This window comes from Burkholderia metallica, assembly GCF_001718555.1.
GTDB classification, from domain to species: Bacteria; Pseudomonadota; Gammaproteobacteria; order Burkholderiales; family Burkholderiaceae; genus Burkholderia; species Burkholderia metallica.
On record NZ_CP013403.1, the window covers coordinates 2754952 to 2771942 of the forward strand.

At 68.4% G+C, this 16991-nt stretch carries 15 protein-coding genes; 7 read left to right on the forward strand and 8 right to left on the reverse strand.

The genetic code is table 11. The features are described 5' to 3' along the window. Nucleotides 1-112: 112 nt before the first annotated feature. On the reverse strand, nucleotides 113-766 hold the full coding sequence (locus tag WJ16_RS31725; protein ID WP_069261251.1) for a peroxiredoxin: 654 nt from the start codon (nucleotides 764-766) through the stop codon (nucleotides 113-115). Nucleotides 767-1045: 279 nt separating this feature from the next. On the opposite strand from WJ16_RS31725, the gene WJ16_RS31730 reads away from it, so the two are divergent. Beyond that, the gene (locus WJ16_RS31730) at nucleotides 1046-1951 is read left to right on the forward strand and encodes an HTH-type transcriptional regulator ArgP (RefSeq protein WP_069260896.1); all 906 of its coding nucleotides are present in this window, start codon (nucleotides 1046-1048) and stop codon (nucleotides 1949-1951) included. A gap of 180 nt (nucleotides 1952-2131) precedes the next feature. Then, nucleotides 2132-2344: a DUF1059 domain-containing protein gene (locus tag WJ16_RS31735; protein WP_069260897.1), complete on the forward strand. Its 213-nt coding sequence runs from the start codon at nucleotides 2132-2134 to the stop codon at nucleotides 2342-2344. A 114-nt stretch (nucleotides 2345-2458) separates the two neighbouring features. On the opposite strand, the gene ltaE is transcribed toward WJ16_RS31735, so the two are convergent. The 3 genes from ltaE to WJ16_RS31750 all read right to left on the reverse strand — a co-directional run bounded on the left by ltaE (nucleotide 2459) and on the right by WJ16_RS31750 (nucleotide 4531). Further along, complete coding sequence (ltaE, locus tag WJ16_RS31740) at nucleotides 2459-3472, reverse strand: low-specificity L-threonine aldolase (RefSeq protein ID WP_069260898.1); 1014 nt, start codon at nucleotides 3470-3472, stop codon at nucleotides 2459-2461. Nucleotides 3473-3639: 167 nt separating this feature from the next. Then, on the reverse strand, nucleotides 3640-4191 hold the full coding sequence (locus tag WJ16_RS31745; protein ID WP_069260899.1) for a YMGG-like glycine zipper-containing protein: 552 nt from the start codon (nucleotides 4189-4191) through the stop codon (nucleotides 3640-3642). Between the two features lie 13 nt (nucleotides 4192-4204). Continuing rightward, nucleotides 4205-4531, reverse strand: a complete 327-nt coding sequence (locus WJ16_RS31750; protein WP_069260900.1) for a hypothetical protein — start codon at nucleotides 4529-4531, stop codon at nucleotides 4205-4207. A 499-nt stretch (nucleotides 4532-5030) separates the two neighbouring features. Here WJ16_RS31750 and WJ16_RS31755 point away from each other — a divergent pair, with 499 nt between their 5' ends. The 3 genes from WJ16_RS31755 to WJ16_RS31765 are packed head-to-tail and all read left to right on the forward strand — an operon-like array spanning nucleotide 5031 to nucleotide 7641. After that, on the forward strand, nucleotides 5031-6452 hold the full coding sequence (locus WJ16_RS31755) for a cytochrome ubiquinol oxidase subunit I (RefSeq protein WP_069260901.1): 1422 nt from the start codon (nucleotides 5031-5033) through the stop codon (nucleotides 6450-6452). Between the two features lie 30 nt (nucleotides 6453-6482). Then, nucleotides 6483-7490: a cytochrome d ubiquinol oxidase subunit II gene (gene cydB, locus WJ16_RS31760; RefSeq protein ID WP_069260902.1), complete on the forward strand. Its 1008-nt coding sequence runs from the start codon at nucleotides 6483-6485 to the stop codon at nucleotides 7488-7490. Beyond that, on the forward strand, nucleotides 7462-7641 hold the full coding sequence (locus WJ16_RS31765) for a hypothetical protein (protein WP_069260903.1): 180 nt from the start codon (nucleotides 7462-7464) through the stop codon (nucleotides 7639-7641). Before cydB ends, WJ16_RS31765 begins: the two co-directional genes overlap by 29 nt. Nucleotides 7642-7728: 87 nt before the next feature. Here the strand turns inward: WJ16_RS31765 and WJ16_RS31770 are convergent, their stop codons facing one another. Next, a complete protein-coding gene (locus tag WJ16_RS31770) occupies nucleotides 7729-7923 on the reverse strand; it encodes a YqaE/Pmp3 family membrane protein (protein ID WP_069260904.1) in 195 nt (64 codons plus the stop codon). Between the two features lie 155 nt (nucleotides 7924-8078). On the opposite strand from WJ16_RS31770, the gene WJ16_RS31775 reads away from it, so the two are divergent. Next, complete coding sequence (locus WJ16_RS31775; RefSeq protein WP_069260905.1) at nucleotides 8079-9227, forward strand: hypothetical protein; 1149 nt, start codon at nucleotides 8079-8081, stop codon at nucleotides 9225-9227. Between the two features lie 89 nt (nucleotides 9228-9316). On the opposite strand, the gene WJ16_RS31780 is transcribed toward WJ16_RS31775, so the two are convergent. After that, the gene (locus tag WJ16_RS31780; RefSeq protein WP_418219868.1) at nucleotides 9317-10990 is read right to left on the reverse strand and encodes an alkaline phosphatase family protein; all 1674 of its coding nucleotides are present in this window, start codon (nucleotides 10988-10990) and stop codon (nucleotides 9317-9319) included. Nucleotides 10991-11283: 293 nt separating this feature from the next. Between WJ16_RS31780 and WJ16_RS31785 the strand changes: the two genes are divergently transcribed. Continuing rightward, nucleotides 11284-11508 (forward strand): hypothetical protein, encoded by a 225-nt coding sequence (locus tag WJ16_RS31785; RefSeq protein ID WP_027790361.1) that lies wholly within the window; start codon nucleotides 11284-11286, stop codon nucleotides 11506-11508. A gap of 56 nt (nucleotides 11509-11564) precedes the next feature. Here the strand turns inward: WJ16_RS31785 and WJ16_RS31790 are convergent, their stop codons facing one another. Continuing rightward, on the reverse strand, nucleotides 11565-15368 hold the full coding sequence (locus tag WJ16_RS31790; RefSeq protein WP_069260907.1) for a DUF748 domain-containing protein: 3804 nt from the start codon (nucleotides 15366-15368) through the stop codon (nucleotides 11565-11567). A gap of 148 nt (nucleotides 15369-15516) precedes the next feature. After that, nucleotides 15517-16953 carry a DUF1254 domain-containing protein gene (locus tag WJ16_RS31795; RefSeq protein ID WP_069260908.1) on the reverse strand — a complete coding sequence of 479 codons (1437 nt, stop codon included), beginning with the start codon at nucleotides 16951-16953 and terminating at the stop codon, nucleotides 15517-15519. Between the last annotated feature and the right edge of the window lie 38 nt (nucleotides 16954-16991).

The following is a 16991-nucleotide window of genomic DNA, read 5'->3' on the forward strand; positions in this document are numbered from 1 at the left end:
ATGCGCGTGTCGCGCGCGTCGGGTACGGATTGTCGGGCCCGCGCCAATGCTGTCGCGCGCGCGGGCCGCCCGTCCTGGTCCTGCATGGCCGGCATCGCGCCGACGCGGCGCGTCAGCCCGGCTGCTTCACATAGCGCAGGTACGGCTTCAGCGTCCGGAAGCCCTGCGGATACTTCTGCTTCGCCGCATCGTCCGACACCGACGTCGGAATGATGACATCGTCGCCGGGCTTCCAGTTGACCGGCGTCGCCACCGTGTGCCGCGCATTGAGCTGCAGCGCGTCGAGCAGGCGCAGCACCTCGTCGAAATTGCGTCCCGCGCTCATCGGATAGACGAGCATCGCCTTGACCTTCTTGTCCGGCCCGATGACGAACACCGAGCGCACGGTCGCGTTGTCGACCGCCGTGCGCGGGCCGCCGCTCGCATTCGGATGAATCATGTCGTACAGCTTCGCGACCTTCAGTTCGTCGTCGCCGATCAGCGGATAGTTGACCGCGTGCCCCTGCGTTTCGGCGATATCCGCCACCCACTTGCGGTGATCGCTGACCGGATCGATCGACAGTCCGATGATCTTCGTGTTGCGTTTGTCGAACTCCGGCTTGAGTCCGGCCATGTAGCCGAGTTCGGTCGTGCACACCGGCGTGAAATCCTTCGGATGGGAAAACAGGATCGCCCAGTGGTCGCCGATCCATTCGTGAAAGCGGATCGTTCCCTCGGTGGTCTCCGCGGTGAAATCGGGCGCGTCCTCGCCCAGTCGAATCGTCATGTTCGTCTCCTTGAAAGGGACATCGTCACGACGCCCGCGCCGCGGCTTGCGTGCGACGCGCAATCGTCCGCGCGCGAAGGCGCCGGCATCGCGCATGCCGGGTTCCGCGCGTTCATATAGCCTAGTTCAAAATGCGCGCGCCACCGGCATGCGGACGGCCCGGGCCGATTCCGGCGGCGCATGCGCGGCGGCACGACGATGCGCGGCACCCGGCCGCCCGGACGCACTGCCTTACACTACCGGCTGTTCTCGTCTTACGTTCACAGGAATTGCACCGGCATGTCGATGACGATCGATCCGAAGCAGGCCGCCGCGCTGCTGGCCGTCGCCGACACGGGCAGCTTCGAGCAGGCGGCCGTGCGCCTGCACGTGACCGCCTCTGCCGTCACGCAGCGGGTCCGCGCGCTGGAGGCGAGCCTCGGCACGCCGCTCGTGCTGCGCACGCGGCCGTGCCGCCCGACGGTGGCCGGGCAGCGCGTGCTGCAGCACCTGCGCCGCGTCGCGCTGCTGCAGGCCGACCTGCAAAGCACGCTCGCGGCCGAACGCGAATCGCCGATCTCGGTCACGATCGCGCTCAATTCCGACAGCCTCGGTACCTGGTTTCTGCCGGCGCTGACGTCGGTGCTCGCGGGCGAGCGCATCCTGTTCGAGTTGATCGTCGAGGATCAAGACCATACGTTCGCGCTGCTCGAAAGCGGGATGGCGGTAGGCTGCGTGACGACCGAGCCGAAGCCGATGCGCGGCTGCCTCGCGACGCCGCTCGGCACGATGCGCTACCGGCTGCTCGCGGCCGCCGCGTTCGCGGTGCGCTGGTTCCCGCGCGGGCTGAACCGCACGAGCGCGCGCCACGCGCCCGTCGTCGCGTATTCGCGGCGCGATACGCTGCAGTCGTCGTTCCTGAAGGAGAAGTTCGGGTTGCCCGACGGCGCCTACCCGTGCCACTACGTGCCGGGCACCCATTCGCATTTCGCGGCGGTGCGGCACGGGCTCGGCTATGCGATGGTGCCGGAGCCGCTGATCGGCACCGTGCCGCTCGACACGCAAGGACTCGTCGATCTCGCGCCCGCGCATCCGACCGACGTCACGCTGTACTGGCACGCGTGGACCGTGCAGACGCCGACGATGGCGTCGTTGTCCGAGCGGGTCGTCGAAGCGGCGCGCCGGCTGCTCGCGCCGCTGCCGTGATGCGGGTGTGATCGACTTCGCCGGCGTGGTGCGCAATCCCTGATACGCGCTGCGCGCGTCGGGCCACATCGCGGCGAGCCTCCCCGCCGCGCGGCCTATACTTTTTCCATCGGCCCCGCGAACGCGCTGCGCGGCCGATCACGCCCATCCGGCCGTTCCCTTTTCTGCCAGGAGAACATCATGTCTCGCCGCTATATCGACTGCCGCGAGTTTCCCAGCGCGACGCACTGCTCCGTCGCGATTTCCGCCGACTCCGACGACGAACTGCTGGAGGCCGCCGTGCAGCATGCGGTGCTCGTGCACCAGCACGCCGACAGCACCGAACTGCGCACGCAACTGAAAACGCTGTTCCACGACGGCACGCCGCCCGCCACCGCACCGGGCCAGGCGTAATCCGCCGGTTCGCCCGAACCCGACAGACGGGTTGCCACGTCGCTCCCGTCGCCTCTGCGCATCCTGCTTCGCGCCCTATCGCGCCGGCGTCCCCCGCCGGCCGGCGCATTCGCGTTACGCGCGGCGCTGCGCGAAATACGCGCGGACCGCGTCGATAAAGGTGTCGATGTCCGCGCGCGATACGTCGCAGTGCGTGACGAAACGCGATGCGTACAGCATCTGCGTGAGGATTCCGCGCGCCTTGAGCCACGCCTCGAGCGGCGCGCAATCGGCTTCGGGGAATTGCGCGAACACCATGTTCGTCGCATGCGACAGCACCTTCACCGCGTCGATGCGCGCGAGACCTTCGGCGAGATGCGCGGCATTCGCGTGATCGTCGGCGAGCCGCTCGACGTTGTGGTCGAGCGCATACAGGCACGCGGCGGCGAGAATGCCCGACTGCCGCATCGCGCCGCCGAGCACCTTGCGCCAGCGCTGCGCGCGCTCGATCAGCGCATGGCTGCCGACCAGCACCGAGCCGACCGGCGCGCCAAGCCCTTTCGAGAAGCAGATCGATACGGTGTCGAACGGCGCGCACAGCTCGGCGATCGAACGGCCCGACGCGACGGCCGCGTTGCACACGCGCGCGCCGTCGAGATGCAGCGACAAACCGCGGCTGCGCGCGAACGCGGTGGCTTCCTGGACGTAGCTTTCCGGCAGAACCTGGCCGCCGATCGTGTTTTCGAGCGCGAGCAGGCGCGTACGCGCAAAGTGATTGTCGATCGGCTTGATCGCCGCGGCGATCTTCGCGATCGGCAGCGTGCCGTCCGGTGCATTTTCGATCGGCTGCGGCTGGATGCTGCCCAGCACGGCCGCGCCGCCGCCTTCGTACTTGTAGGTGTGCGCGAGCTGGCCGACGATGTACTCGTCGCCGCGTTCGCAATGGGCCATCAGTGCGGAGAGGTTACTCTGCGTGCCGCTCGGGAAGAACAGGCCCGCTTCCTTGCCGGCCCGCTCGGCCATCACCGCCTGCAGGCGCAGCACGGTCGGGTCGTCACCCCATACGTCGTCGCCGACTTCGGCGGCAGTCATCGCGGCCAGCATTGCCTGGCTCGGACGTGTCACGGTATCGCTGCGTAAATCGATCATCGCTGAGTCCTGGGTTAACGCGGACCGGAACCGATGCGCCCGGCCCTGCCGAAACGAGACTCAGAGTGTACGCAATTCACGCGGCGCATGTGTACCGCCGGTCGCTACGCGCACCACGTACCGGCACGCCGTGCGGCAGGTCACCGGCCGGGCCGCCCCGGCCGCCGTCAGTAGCGCGGCGGCGGCGGCTGAACGCCCGCCGGCGGCATCGGCGGCGCCGCGCGCGGTGCGCCGCCATATCCGCCTCCGCCGTACCCGCCGCCACCGCCGCCGCTCATCCCGCCCGGCACCGGCACGCGGTTGCCGCTCGCGTACATGCATTGCAGGTAGCCGTAGTCGTAGCGGCGCTGAATGTCGTAGGCCGAGCCTTGCGCCGCGCCGGCGCCTACCACGCTGCCCGCGAGCAGCCCGGCGCCCGCGCCGACGGCCGCGCCCGTACCGCCGTTGAACGCCGCGCCGGCCGCCGCGCCGAGCGCGGTGCCGACCGCCGCGCTGCCGACCGCGCTCGCGGTCGACGCCTGGCCCGCGCTCACGCCGCCCGATTGCTCGAACGCGTATTGACGGCAGTTCGCATCGTCGGCGCGAAACTGGTCGAACGACTTGCCGGTGCCGGGCAGCGCCATCACGCTCGGGCCCGTCGGCATGTATGCACACGCGCCGAGCAGGCCGGCCAGCGCCAGCGCGGCCGGCACGCGCAGGGTTCGAAATACGGATTTCATCGTCGCGCCTCCGTCACTGCGGCCGCGCCGGCACCGATCGCCAGCCCGACTTGCAGGTCTTCACATACGGGTAGTAATGCTTCGACGCGTCGCAGTAGTACCAGAGGTTCGCGCCGCCTTCGTCCTGCGGCTGTCCCTTCTCGACGTACTCGGGCGCGGGCCCCGGATCGACGGGCACCGCGACGACGGGCGGCGGGTAGTAGTAAGGCGCGGGGACGACGGGGTAGTAATACGGGTAGCCGGCGCCGACATAGACGCCGACCCGGGCGGCATGCGCCACGCCGCCCGTCGCGATCGCCACTGCGGCCACCGCGCCCAGTGCGAGCTTCAATCCATTCACGTCACGTTCTCCGGCTGGCGGTTCGTCGATGCGAACCCGACATACGGAACGCTACGCCGCACACGATCCGGCTTCCATTACGGGCGCGTTGGCGAATGTTGCGCGGCGTTACCTCTGTGACAGACCCCATCTGCCGGCCCCGTCGGCGCGAGCGCATGCGTTACGCGATAACGCACCGCAACGGTTCGACCGCGCGCGCGCCGCGACGCCCGGCAGGACGCGACGTTCGCGGCCGCACCGAACCGTTCCGATGACGCGACGCGCCATATTGACGCACGTGCGTCAGACCGCCGCGTCGCGGCCGCGCGCGCCGCAAGCCGCCTTCTTGATACAAATCAATGATTTATCCCGAGATCGCCCGCGGCGGGCTGGACATCTGCGACGAGTTGGCGCATTTCGCGGTGCAACATCGCGGCACATACTCCAGCCAACCCCGACGCCCGTCCGCCGGGGGCCGCCGGCACCCGTCGGCGGGTATCGTCAGCCTCGGTCAACTGGTATGGACACCGCTCTTTCGGCCCTCGATCTGGCCCGCCTGCAATTCGCGTTCACCGTCTCCTTTCACATCGTCTTTCCGGCGCTGAGCATCGGCCTCGCCAGCTTCATCGCCGTGCTCGAATATCGCTGGCTGAAAACCGGCAAGCAGTACTACAAAACCCTCTGCCTGTTCTGGTCGAAGATCTTCGCGGTCGCGTTCGGGATGGGCGTCGTCTCCGGCGTCGTGATGAGCTACCAGTTCGGCACGAACTGGTCGGGCTTCTCGAGCTTCGCCGGCGCCGTCACCGGGCCGCTGCTGATGTACGAGGTCATGACCGCGTTCTTCCTCGAGGCCGGCTTCCTCGGCATCATGCTGTTCGGCTGGAACCGCGTGAGCCCGCGCGCGCACTTCGGCGCGACGCTGATGGTCGCGATCGGCACGCTGATCTCGACGTTCTGGATCCTCGCGTCGAACAGCTGGATGCAGACGCCGCAGGGCTTCGAGATCGTTGACGGCCGCGTCGTGCCGACCGACTGGTTCGCGATCATCTTCAACCCGTCGTTCCCGTACCGCCTGTTCCACATGGCGATCGCCGCGTTCATCGTCGCCGCGCTGGTGGTGGCCGCGACCGGCGCATGGCATCTGCTGAAGGGCCGCCGCGACAAGGGCGTGAAGAAGATGTTCTCGATGGCGCTGTGGCTGCTGCTCGTGCTCGCGCCGCTGCAGGCCGTGATCGGCGACCAGCACGGGATCAACACGCTGAAGCACCAGCCCGCGAAGATCGCCGCGATCGAAGGGCTGTGGGAAACCGAGAAGGGCGGCACGCCGCTGAACCTGTTCGGCATTCCGGACATGCAGGCCGAAACCACCCGCTACGCGGTGAAGGTGCCGCATCTCGGCAGCCTGATCCTCACGCACAGCTGGGACGGCGAGATCCGCGGGCTGAAGGAATTCCCGCCGGAAGACCGCCCGAACTCGACGGTCGTGTTCTGGAGCTTCCGGATCATGGTCGGCCTCGGCTTCGCGATGATCGGCCTCGCCGCGCTCGCGTGGTTCCTGCGCCGCCGCGGGCGCCTGTATGAATCGAAGGTGTTCCAGCGCTTCGCGCTCGTGATGGGCCCGACCGGCTTCGTGTCGCTGCTCGCGGGCTGGGTCACGACCGAAGCGGGTCGCCAGCCGTGGGTCGTGTATGGCGTGATGCGCACCGCGCAGGCCGTGTCGCCGCTGTCGGTGCAGCAGGTCAGCCTGTCGATGATGACGTTCGTGATCGTGTACTTCCTCGTGTTCGGCACCGGCGTGTACTACATGCTGAAGCTGATGAAGGCCGGCCCCGCGCTGCCCGACGTGCAGCACGACGCGACGCACGGCATGCCCGACACGCGCCCCGATCACACCGCGCGCCGCCCGCTGTCGGCCGTCGACGAGCCGCTCGAGACCGTCTGAGCCCCACCCTTTCCGCACACGAGAAAACCTATGGACGTCACCGTAATCTGGGCCGCGATCATCGCATTGGGGCTCTTCATGTACGTCGTGCTCGACGGCTTCGACCTCGGCATCGGCATCGTCTTCCCGTTCTTCCCGGACGAGAAGGAGCGCGACCTGATGATGAACACCGTCGCGCCCGTGTGGGACGGCAATGAGACGTGGCTCGTGCTCGGCGGCGCCGGGCTGTTCGCGGTGTTCCCGATCGTCTATTCGACCGTGCTGTCGGCGCTGTACCTGCCGCTGATCTTCATGCTGGTTTGCCTGATCTTCCGCGGCGTATCGTTCGAGATCCGCGCGAAGGCGCGGCGCACGAAGCACCTGTGGGACCTCGCGTTCATCGGCGGCTCGGCCGGCGCGACGCTGTTCCAGGGCATCGCGCTCGGCGCGTTCCTGCAGGGCATCAACGTGAAGGACGGCGTGTTCGCGGGCGACGCGTTCGACTGGCTCACGCCGTTCAGCCTGCTGACGGGCCTCGGCCTGATCGTCACCTACGCGCTGCTCGGCTGCTGCTGGCTGGTCGCGAAGACCGAAGGCGACCTGCAGCGACGCCTGCATCGCGTCGTGTGGCCGCTGACCGTCGTGCTGCTCGGCTTCATCGCGGTCGTCAGCCTGTGGACGCCGCTGCAGGACCCGGCCATCGCGCAGCGCTGGTTCGATTCGGGGCTGTTCTGGCGCCTGCTGCCGGTGCCGTTCCTGGTCGCCGGATGTGCGGTATGGATGCGGCGCGCGGTGCGCGCCCGCCACGACATGACGCCGTTCGTGCTCGCGCTGGCGCTCGTGCTGCTCGGCTACGTCGGCCTGCTCGTCACGCTGTTCCCGTATGCGATTCCTCAGACGATGACGATCTGGGAGGCCGCGGCACCGCGTTCCAGCCAGACCTTCACGCTGGTCGGCGCAGCGGTTATCCTCCCGATCATCATCGCCTACACGACGATGGGTTACTGGGTATTCCGAGGCAAGGTGCGCCATGAAGACCAGCATTACTACCACCACTGATTCCGCCGCGCGCCCCGCCGCAGCGCCACGGTCGCGGATGCGCGGCTGGATGTGGTTCGTCGTCCTGTGGGCGGGCGGCGTGATCGGCGCCGTCACGCTCGGCTATGCGTTCAAGATCTTCATGAACCTGACGCTGTTTGCGGTGAAGTAGGCAAAGCGGCCGCTTCGATCGAACGACGATCGGGCGGCCGTTTTCACATCGTCGGCCGGTTCCGCCGAATCCGCCGCCCCCTCCCGTCTAGCGACGCTCGCGCAGCGCGGCGTCGATCTTCCGGTCCGTCTTGTACTGACTCAGCGCATACACCGACCAGATCGCGGCCGGCAGCCAGCCGATGATCGTGATCTGCAGGATCAGGCAGATGATCCCGGCGATCGGCCGGCCGATCGTGAAGAACTGGAACCACGGCAGCAGCAGGGCAAGCAGAAGGCGCATGAACCGACCTCTCGGTGTGTCGTTGAACGGGTGATGCGTGGCGAATATGCCGGCGCATGCGGCGGAATTCAAGCCGTCCGTCGCGCGCTGCGTGCCTGCTACACTCGCGCGTCGTCAAACGAAGCCGACCACAACAACAACGGAGAAAGAGGGCAATGAACACCCCGTCGTCACCCGGCGGCCGCACCCGGCGGCCCGCCATCACGCACCCGAACAAAACCTGGCATCGCTGCGCTGCGGTCGCGCTCGCCGCCTGCGCCACCTTCGCCGCCGTCGGCGTCGCGCACGCGGAGACGAAGCCGACAACGCGCTACGCGATCGACCTGACCCGCGACAGCGGCAGCGAAATACCGCTGAGCAACGAGCCCTACAGCTGGACCACGCGCGACGGCAAGACGCTGGCCGAGGGCGTGACCGATGACAAGGGACGCGCCGCCGTCGCACGGCAGGCAGGCGAGACGCACTATGTGCTGGAGACCGTCAACACCCGCTGGATCTATACGGTCGACACCGCGTGCTGGACGTACCGCGACGACGCGTTCGCCCGCTGCGCGAAGCTGAACGACGCCGTCAACCTGGTCGCGCAGCGCATGGCCGACGACGCGCGCAACGAGCAGGCCGCCGCCACCCGGCGCCGCGATGCCGCGCTCGCCCGCTACCGCGCGGCCGCGGCTGCCCATGATGACGAACTCGCGTGGCTGGGCCCGCTGCCGGCCGAATGGTCGAGGGACGACGTCCAGAAGCAGCTCGACGACGTGTACGGCAAGATCAAGCACGAGCTCGACCATCTCGGTGACGCCGACATCGACGTATCCCGCTTCGTGTGCAGGTCGCCCGACCAGATCGGCCCGGCACCCGACCAGCAGGCCGTGATCGACTACATGCGCAGCCTGCGCGAGCCGGGCTCCACGACACCCGCGCAGTGGACGGCGCTCGTCGAGGCCGCGCGCAAAGGCAACTGGCTCGCGCGACTGCAGATCTTCGTCGCGCTCGGCGCGCGCCCGAAAGACGATCTCGTGTCGGTCTACCGGCGCATCCAGCTGATGGCCTGGCTGCAGGCGAACCACGTCGGCGCGCTGTACACCTACTACCTGGGCGAACTCGCCGCAACCGGCTATTTCGACGGGCCGAGCCCCGGCGCCACGTCGCCGATTCCGTTGTATGCGGCGATGCGCGGCAGCTACGCGGCGATGAAGCGCGCGGGCGATTCGCTCATGGCGCGGGACGAGCCGGACGCGCAGGCGATCGGCAAACGCATGCACGACTGCGCGTTGCAAATGATGCCGGTGCTGTTCGCGAAGTAAGCGCGGACAGCACCTCACAGCCCCCTTGCCCGGCGCACGAGCGGCCCGCCGCGCGGCCGGCGGCGGGTCGTGCTGCGGCGTCGCGTCGCTCAGCGATCGATGCCGAGCCCCGGCAGCACGCCGGTATTCTCCGCCACCACCGCATGCAGCAGGCGCGGATTCGCGCCGAGCAGCGCGAGGATCGTCGGCGCGACCTGCTTCGTGCCGACCGTGTCGGTCACCGTGCGTGCGCGATGCAGGCCCGGATACGACACGAGCAGGCCGAGGTGGCTGTCGTCCGGCGCGTTGCCGCCGTGCTCCTCGTCCTTCTTCGTGCTCGACGTGTAGATCACGCCCGGATTCGGCTGGACGATGATGTCCGGCGTGCGGCCGTTGGCCGGGTCGCCGAAGCGCTCGGCGAGCGCCGCGCCGTACAGGATCGACGCCTGCGCGCCGTCCGCGCAGATCCCCGGCGCGTTGCAGCCCAGGTTCGCCTTCAGCGTCTGTACGACGGCCGTGCGCTGGTTGCGGTCGCGCAGCCAGATCAGGCCGACGTCGTCGGTCTGCACGAAGCCCGTGCCGACGAGGCCGGAGCCGTCGTTCAGGTTACCCGTCTTCGTGTTGTTCTGGCCGAAATTGCCGTTCGGGTCGATGTAATCGTTCGCTTCGAGCAGCTTGGTCAGCGTGTCGCCGTTCTTCACGAGCTTCGTGTGATCGGTCGGCGACTGGCCATGCTTCGACGTGACGATCACGGCCGTCGACGAATACAGGTTCGCCTGCTTGAGCGCCGCGACGATGTGGCCGATCGCGTTGTCGACGTACGTGATCGCGTTCGCGACCTGCCCGTTCGGCGTGAAGTTCGCATCCAGGTAACCGCCGCCCTTCGTCACCACCGCCTTCTGCGCGACGCTCAGCGTCTGGAAGTCGGCGCCGAACAGCGTCGGCACCGGTGCGCGCTTCGTGCCCGTCGAGTCGCGGCCGTTGATCTGGTTGATCAGCGCCTGCACGTGCAGGTTGTCGAACTGCGCGGTGTGCGAATAGACGTCCGTGTAGTCCGTTTTCGTCGCCGGATCGATCGAGTTGATCTCGGTGCGCGCGAGATCGTCGACGCCGGTGCCCGACGGCCCGTTCAGCCAGTCGTAGCCCCATGCGTGCTTGTCGGCCCATGCGGTCGTCGCGTTCGGGATGCCGGCCTTCACGGCCTCGAACACCGTGTTGGTCTTCACGTAGTTGTGCGGATAGACCGGCACGCACTTGCCGTCGACCTTCGCGTTCGGGATCGCCTGCGGGTTGAATGCGCCGCCGCCGTTCAGGTGGACGAGCGCGCCGCCGTTCTCGGCATCGATGCCGGTCGTCTCGTCGAACACGACGTTCCAGCCCTGCTTGCCCGTGCAGCTCGTGTCGCCCGGCGCGTACAGGTTGCGGTCGTACGACACGTCGTAGAACAGGCCGGCCGTCTTCGGCGAGCCGCCCGTCACCAGCGCGGCGAGCCCCGGAAACGAATCCGACAGGCCAGGCGTATAAGCATTCGCGTACGTCACGCCGCTCTGCGCGAGCACCGCGATGTTCGGGCACGTGTTCGCGCCGATGCAGCGCGCGAGATCCTGCTCGTGCAGGCCGTCGATGCTGATCAGCAGCACGTGCTTCACGACGCGGCTCGCATGGCCGCGCTCGTCGCCCCGACTGCTGCCGTCCTGCTGCGCCGCGTGCGCAGCCGCGCCTGCGAGCGCCGCCGCGCCCGCCACCATCGCCACCCACCTGCGCTGCTTACCAAGGAAAGACATGATCACCCCACCTTCATCGATTGACGTTGAACTGCGTGACTTGCCATCAGGCGCGCAGACTATCGCCGGATCGTGCGGCGGTCGGATGAAGCGGAGCTTTCCGTTTTCTGTCAAACGTAACCAATCGCAAGTGACACGAAGCAGTCGCAATGCGACGCGCGCCGCCGGTTGCGGGCACCGCCGCGGTGCATCGGCCGGACCGGGTGCGGCGCCGCGGCCACACGATTTTTTTCCGGCTTGGCGCGCGACTATTGGCGTGTGATAAAGGGTTTTCCCTGACCCGGAGCACGAGTATGTCGACCCTGGAAGCCCTCCGGTTCGTGCTGGACGATGCACGCACCCCCGAAATCATTCGCCATCACGTCGTCGACGCGTTGCAGTACGCGTTGCGCAACTACGGACAGGTATTCACGGCGAAGGAAGTCGAATGGCTGGCGCAGTGGGACGACGCGCGTCTGCCGCTGGCCGCGAAGAAGGAACTGGGCAAGCGCGAGGAACCGGCGATCGCCGCGCGCTGAAGGCTGCGCGCCGCCGCGCCCGAACGGATGAACGGACGCGGCGGCGGATGGCCCGCTTACTGCAGGCCGAAGTCGACGCGGGTCGTCGCGCCCTTGTCCTCGATGCCCTTCGCATCGAGCTTCGGCGCGACGACGAACACGCGGCTCGAATCGATCTTCCCGTCGAGATACTGGCGCACGGCCTGCGCGCGCTGCTGCGCGAGCGCACGCAGCGCGTTGTCGTCGGCCGGCGCATGTTCGGCGAGCGCCTTCTTCATGTCGGCGTCGGGCAGCGTCTTCTGCAGGCCGATCAGGTTGCGCGGCTTCTTGAAGTCGGCGGCCTTGTACGCGCGCGTCAGGTACTTGCTGTACTCGGCCGGTTCGACCTTCACCGACATCGGGTCGACGCTCTCGCCCTGCCCGATCACGTCCTTCAGCTTCTGCTGGCGCACGAGCCGGTCGACGTACGCGTCGCCGAGCCCCGACGTGTCCTTCGCCGGGTCGACGCGGCCGATCAGGTCGAGACGGATCGACGGCTTCTCGGTCAGCATCTTCACGACCGTGTCGAGCTTCTTCTGCTGCGCGTCGTCGAGCCGGTACGAGCCCGGCGCGAACTCGACGTAGCCGAGATCCTCGCCGCCGCTGCCGAACGCATGCGCGAGCAGCGAGAACGGCGACGTGACGGCCTTCGCGATCAGGTTCAGCACCGCCCGCCAGATCAGCCCGCCGACGCTGAACTCCGGATTCGACAGCGAGCCCGACACCGGCAGGTTCACGTCGATCTGGCCGCGCGTGTTCTTCAGCAGCGAAATCGCGAGCTTCACCGGCAGCTTGGTCGCCGTGTCGTTCTCGACGCGATCGCCGAACGTGAGCTGGTCGATGAAGATGTGGTTGTTCGCCTTCAACTGGTCGTTCGCGAGCGCGTAATGCAGATCGACGTTGAGCTTGCCCTTCGTGATCGGATAGCCCGCGTACTTCGCCGAGTACGGCGTCAGGTTGGTCAGCTCGATGTCGTGCGCGGTCGCGGTGAGGTCGAGCGCCGGCTTCTCGATCAGCGGATTCACCGAACCCTTGATCGAGATCGGCCCGTTGCCCGCGAGGTTCGCGGCGACGTCGACCGGCGCGGACGTGGTCGAATCCGTGCCGAACGCGCCGACCGTGCCCTTGATCGCGACGAGGTTCGCCGTGTAGTTCGGCTTGATGAAGTTGTCGGTGTACGTGACGCGGCCGTTCTGCAGCAGCAACTCGCCGAAATGCATCCGCACCGGGTGCTGCGGCGGCGGTGCGGCCTTCACGACCACCGTCGCCGATGCGGCCGCCGGCGCGGACGCCTGCTGCGCGGCCGCGGCCGACGCGGCCTGCGCGGCAGCCGGCGGCGTCATGCCCGGCGACAGCGGCACCGGCTCGCCCTTGCTCGCATCACGCGTGAGCGACTGGGCGGGGCCCGATTCCTTCGCGACCACGTCATTCAGGTTCAGGCGCCCCTGCGCGTCGAGCAGCACGCGGCCGTAGAAGTTCGAGAACGTCACGCGCGCGGCGTCGACGTCGGTGCCCTTCTCGTCGTAGTTCGCCTTCAGGTTGGTCAGCGCGAGCGAGCGCCAGCCCGCGAACGGGTCGGAGGTTGCCTTGTCGAGCATCCGGACGTCGACGAGCGCGACGTCGCCGCGATAGGTCGCGCGCGGCGCGTCCTTCACCTGCGCGAACGTCAGGTTGCCCTGCGCGTTGAGCAGCGCGCTCGCGATCGTCGCGTTCAGCGCACTGCCGAAGTACGGCTCGAACGCGGCCGCGTCGAGCCGGTTGCCGTTGATCTTCAGCCCGAGCTTCAGCGGCTGCGCGGTCACGTCGCCCGTCACGTTCAGCGAACCCTTGCGGTTCAGCGTCGCCTTCAGCTGCACCGGCAGCGGCTTCGTCATGTCGTCGCTGATCTTCTGCACCGACAGGTCCAGCGGCTTGATCGCCAGCTTCACCGGGCGCGGCGTCGACAGGTCGGTGAAGTTCGCGGACGAGTCCTTCACGTTCAGCGCGTCGATCCGGTAATGCCACGACGGCGCGGCGGCCTGCGCCTTGCGCGCGACCGTGCGCTTCGGCACCGACGCCTGCGCCGGCTCGGCCAGCGCCGCGAGATCGATCTTGCCGTCCTTCAGGCGCTGCACGTCGAGCGCGAGACCGCTGACGTCGACGCTCGCGATCTCCGCGGTGCGCGCGGCGACGTCGACCTTCGCGATCTTCGCGTTCGCGTCGGGCAGCACGATCGCGGGCGCCTTCGCGTCGGGTGTCGCGATCTTCAGCGACTTCAGGCTGACCGTGCTGTCGGCGACCTGCGCGGCGAGCGGCGTCTTGCCCCAGTCGGCCTTCGCGTTGACGGTGGCGCCGAGCGTGCCGTCGAGCACGCGTGCACGCGTGGCCTCGCCGAGATACGGCTGCAGCGCCGGCAGCGCGAGCGCGGCGACCGTCAGCTTGCCGTCGGCCTGCTTCCCCGCGAGATTGAATGCGCCTTCGGCCTTCACGTCGCCGCCGCGCGACAGCGACGTCGACAGCGTGTATTTCGCGGGCGCCTTGCCCTGCATCGAGAAGCCGTCGAGCGTCGCGGCGAGCTTCGTGAGCGACAGCGCGGTCGGTGTCGCCGGCACGCGGTCGTCGACGTTGACCGTGCCGCCGTCGATCGCGAAATGGCGGATCGTCAGGTCGAGCGGCGGCGCCTCCTTCGCGCCGGCTTCAGCCTTCGCGCCGCTCGCGGCGGCTTCGGCAGCGGCGGAAGCCGCCGCGGCGCCCGACGCCGCGGGCTTGCCGTCGGCGGCCTTCGGCGGGGCGGCCGGCTGCGCGGCGAGCTTCTCGACGTTCAGCACGCCCTGCTTGTCGCGCGACAGGTCGACCACCGGCTGGTCGATCCGGATCTCGTCGAAGTGCATCGCGTTGCGCAGCGGCTCGAGGCTGGCCGCCGCGACGTGCACGCCGCGCGCGGCGAACAGCGGCGCGGACGCGCGGTCCGTCAGCTTCGCGTCCTTCAGGTCGACGGTGCCCGATACGCGCAGCGCGGGCGTCTCGCCGCTCATCACGAAGTTGACCGTGAGGTCGCTGCTCAGCAGGCCGCTCGTCACCGCCACCGGCAGCTTCGCCGGCACGTATGAAATCAGCTTCGGCACGTCGAGGCCGTCGAATTTCAGCGTGATTTCCGATTCGCGCGATTGCGCGAACGGCTTGGTCTTGCCGTCGATCGCGATCGGGCTGCCGTCGAAGCGCGCGCGCAGCTTCGGCTCGACGAAGATGTCGGTCTTCGAGGCCAGCGTCGCGATGTACGGAATGCCGAGCGTCCAGTTGTCGACGACGTGCTTTTCGTTCAGCAGGCGATCGTCGAAATCGATCCGGCCGTTGTTGACCTGGATGTTCGACACCGAGAACTGCGTCGGCTTGCTCTCCGGTTTGGGCGACGGCGTGGAGAACTTCTCGATCAGGTCGGTGAAATTGAAGCGCTGTGCGTCGAGGCGAACCACATGAAAGCGCGGCGAATCGACGCGGACTTCATTGACGATCGGCGCGCCGCGAAACAGCGACGACCACGACGGCCGCACGACGAGCTTCGCGATGTCGATGAAGTCGCCCTGGCCGCCTTTTTCGCCGAGATGAACGCCGTCGGCTTCGAGGTTCAGCGTGTACGGGTTCAGCGCGATGCGCTGGATCGTCGCGGGGCGGTCGAGCTGCTTGCTCAACTGCTGTTCGGCGACATGGCGGATCAGCGGCGGCGCCGCGAAGAATCCGAGCAGTCCGAATAAAACGACGAAGATCAGCAGGCCGATGCCGATGCGCCGGGTCCGGCGCGAACGTGCAACGCCACCGAGGGCATGGAGGGTCGAGGGTACGGTTTCTTTGTCTGCGCTTGCCATGCTTGAATGCCTCGGGATGGGATGCCGGGCCGCACCGGAGCACCGGGCGGCCGCGCACGCTATCCCGAAAGTATAGGCTCAGGAGGTGACGGTACGGGGGTCGGGCGCGGTCGCGCCCGCCGGTCGGACAGCGCCGACGATCATCCGTTCATTTCCGGACGACGACGGGCGGCATCCACGTCCCGTCGCTCGCCTGCGGCTTCGGCGCGTACAGGCGCAGCGCGAGTGCGAAATCGGCGCGCGGCGCCGGCAACCAGTTGGCCGCGTGCGTGCCGCCCGGCGACGCCGACACGACGATGTCGATCGAGCCGTCGTGATTGCGGCGCAGCCGGTCGCGATCGCCGAGCGAGCGGCGCGCCGACCCGACGTCGGGCAGTGCGCCGTTCGTCGTATAGGGCGTCAGCGTCCAGAACGCGCGCACCGGCGGCAGCGCGCCCGGCGCGAAATGCAGCACGTAGCGGTTCGCGCCGTTCAGCGGATGGCCGTCGCTGTCGACGCGCACGACCGCGAGCGTTTCGTCGTCGCGCGTCGCGGCGCCGAACTGCGTGTAGGCCGCGTACGCGCGCAGCGTGTAGTCCTGGCCGTACTTGCCCGCCGTATCGCCGATCCAGCTCCAGCCGTTTGCGTTCAGCAGGTTCGACGGCGGTGTCGCGAGCCGCGCGCGCGCCTCGGCGACGCCGGCCGTCGCCGCCGCGAGGCGGTCGCCCGTCCACAGCACCGGGTAGCCGGCCGACACGCCGATGTCGGCGAGCGATTCCTGCGCATGCGCATCGTCGGCCGGTGCCGGGTTGTCCTGCAGCGCCTGCGCGAAGCGCGCGAAGAACGCCTTCGGATCGAGCGCGGCCACCTGCTCGGCCGGCGTGCCGCCGCCCACCGCTTCGGACGGCGCACTGCCCGCATGCACCGCGACCGACGCGCCGCGTTCGGCGCCGGTGTAGACGGACAGCGGCACCACGCGGATCGCCCGCTGCAGTTTCTTCACGTTCGTGAGGTCGCGCCCGCCGCTCGTCTGCAGCCTGACTTCGAGCCACGCATTGGCCGACGGGACGTCGACCCGGACCACGCCCTTCGGCAGCGCGCCCTGCCAGTCCTTCGCGACGAAGGCAATCGTTTGCGATCGCGCGCCGGTACGGGCACCGCGCGCGGCCACACTCGACGACGACCACAGCACGTTGGTCCACATGTCGAGCGCACGTGCGTCCCAGTAGCGGCCGCGCGTGTCGGGCAACGTGACGAGCACGGGTTCGGCGGCGACGTCGAGCCAGCCGGTCGAGTCGAGCGTGTCGACGCCCGGCAGCGGCGGATTGACCGCACCGACGGGCGGCAGCGCCTGCGCGTGGCGCAGCGTGTTGAGCGGCGCCTGACCCGGTTGCGCGCCGTCGCCGCCCGTCGCCGCTTCCTTCGCGACGTCCATCAGCACGAGCGGATACGCATAGATATAGGAGTCGGCGACTTCCGCGCGCATCCAGCCGGTTTTCCGCTGGATGGCGTCCGGTTGCGACGCGCATCCCGCAAGCGCCGCCGCAATGGCCAGCGACGCGCACACGCGCCGCAGAGAAATTGATTCCTGCTGGTTTTCAATCATCGATTACTGGCCGAATATCGTTCTTTTCAGTCAACGCC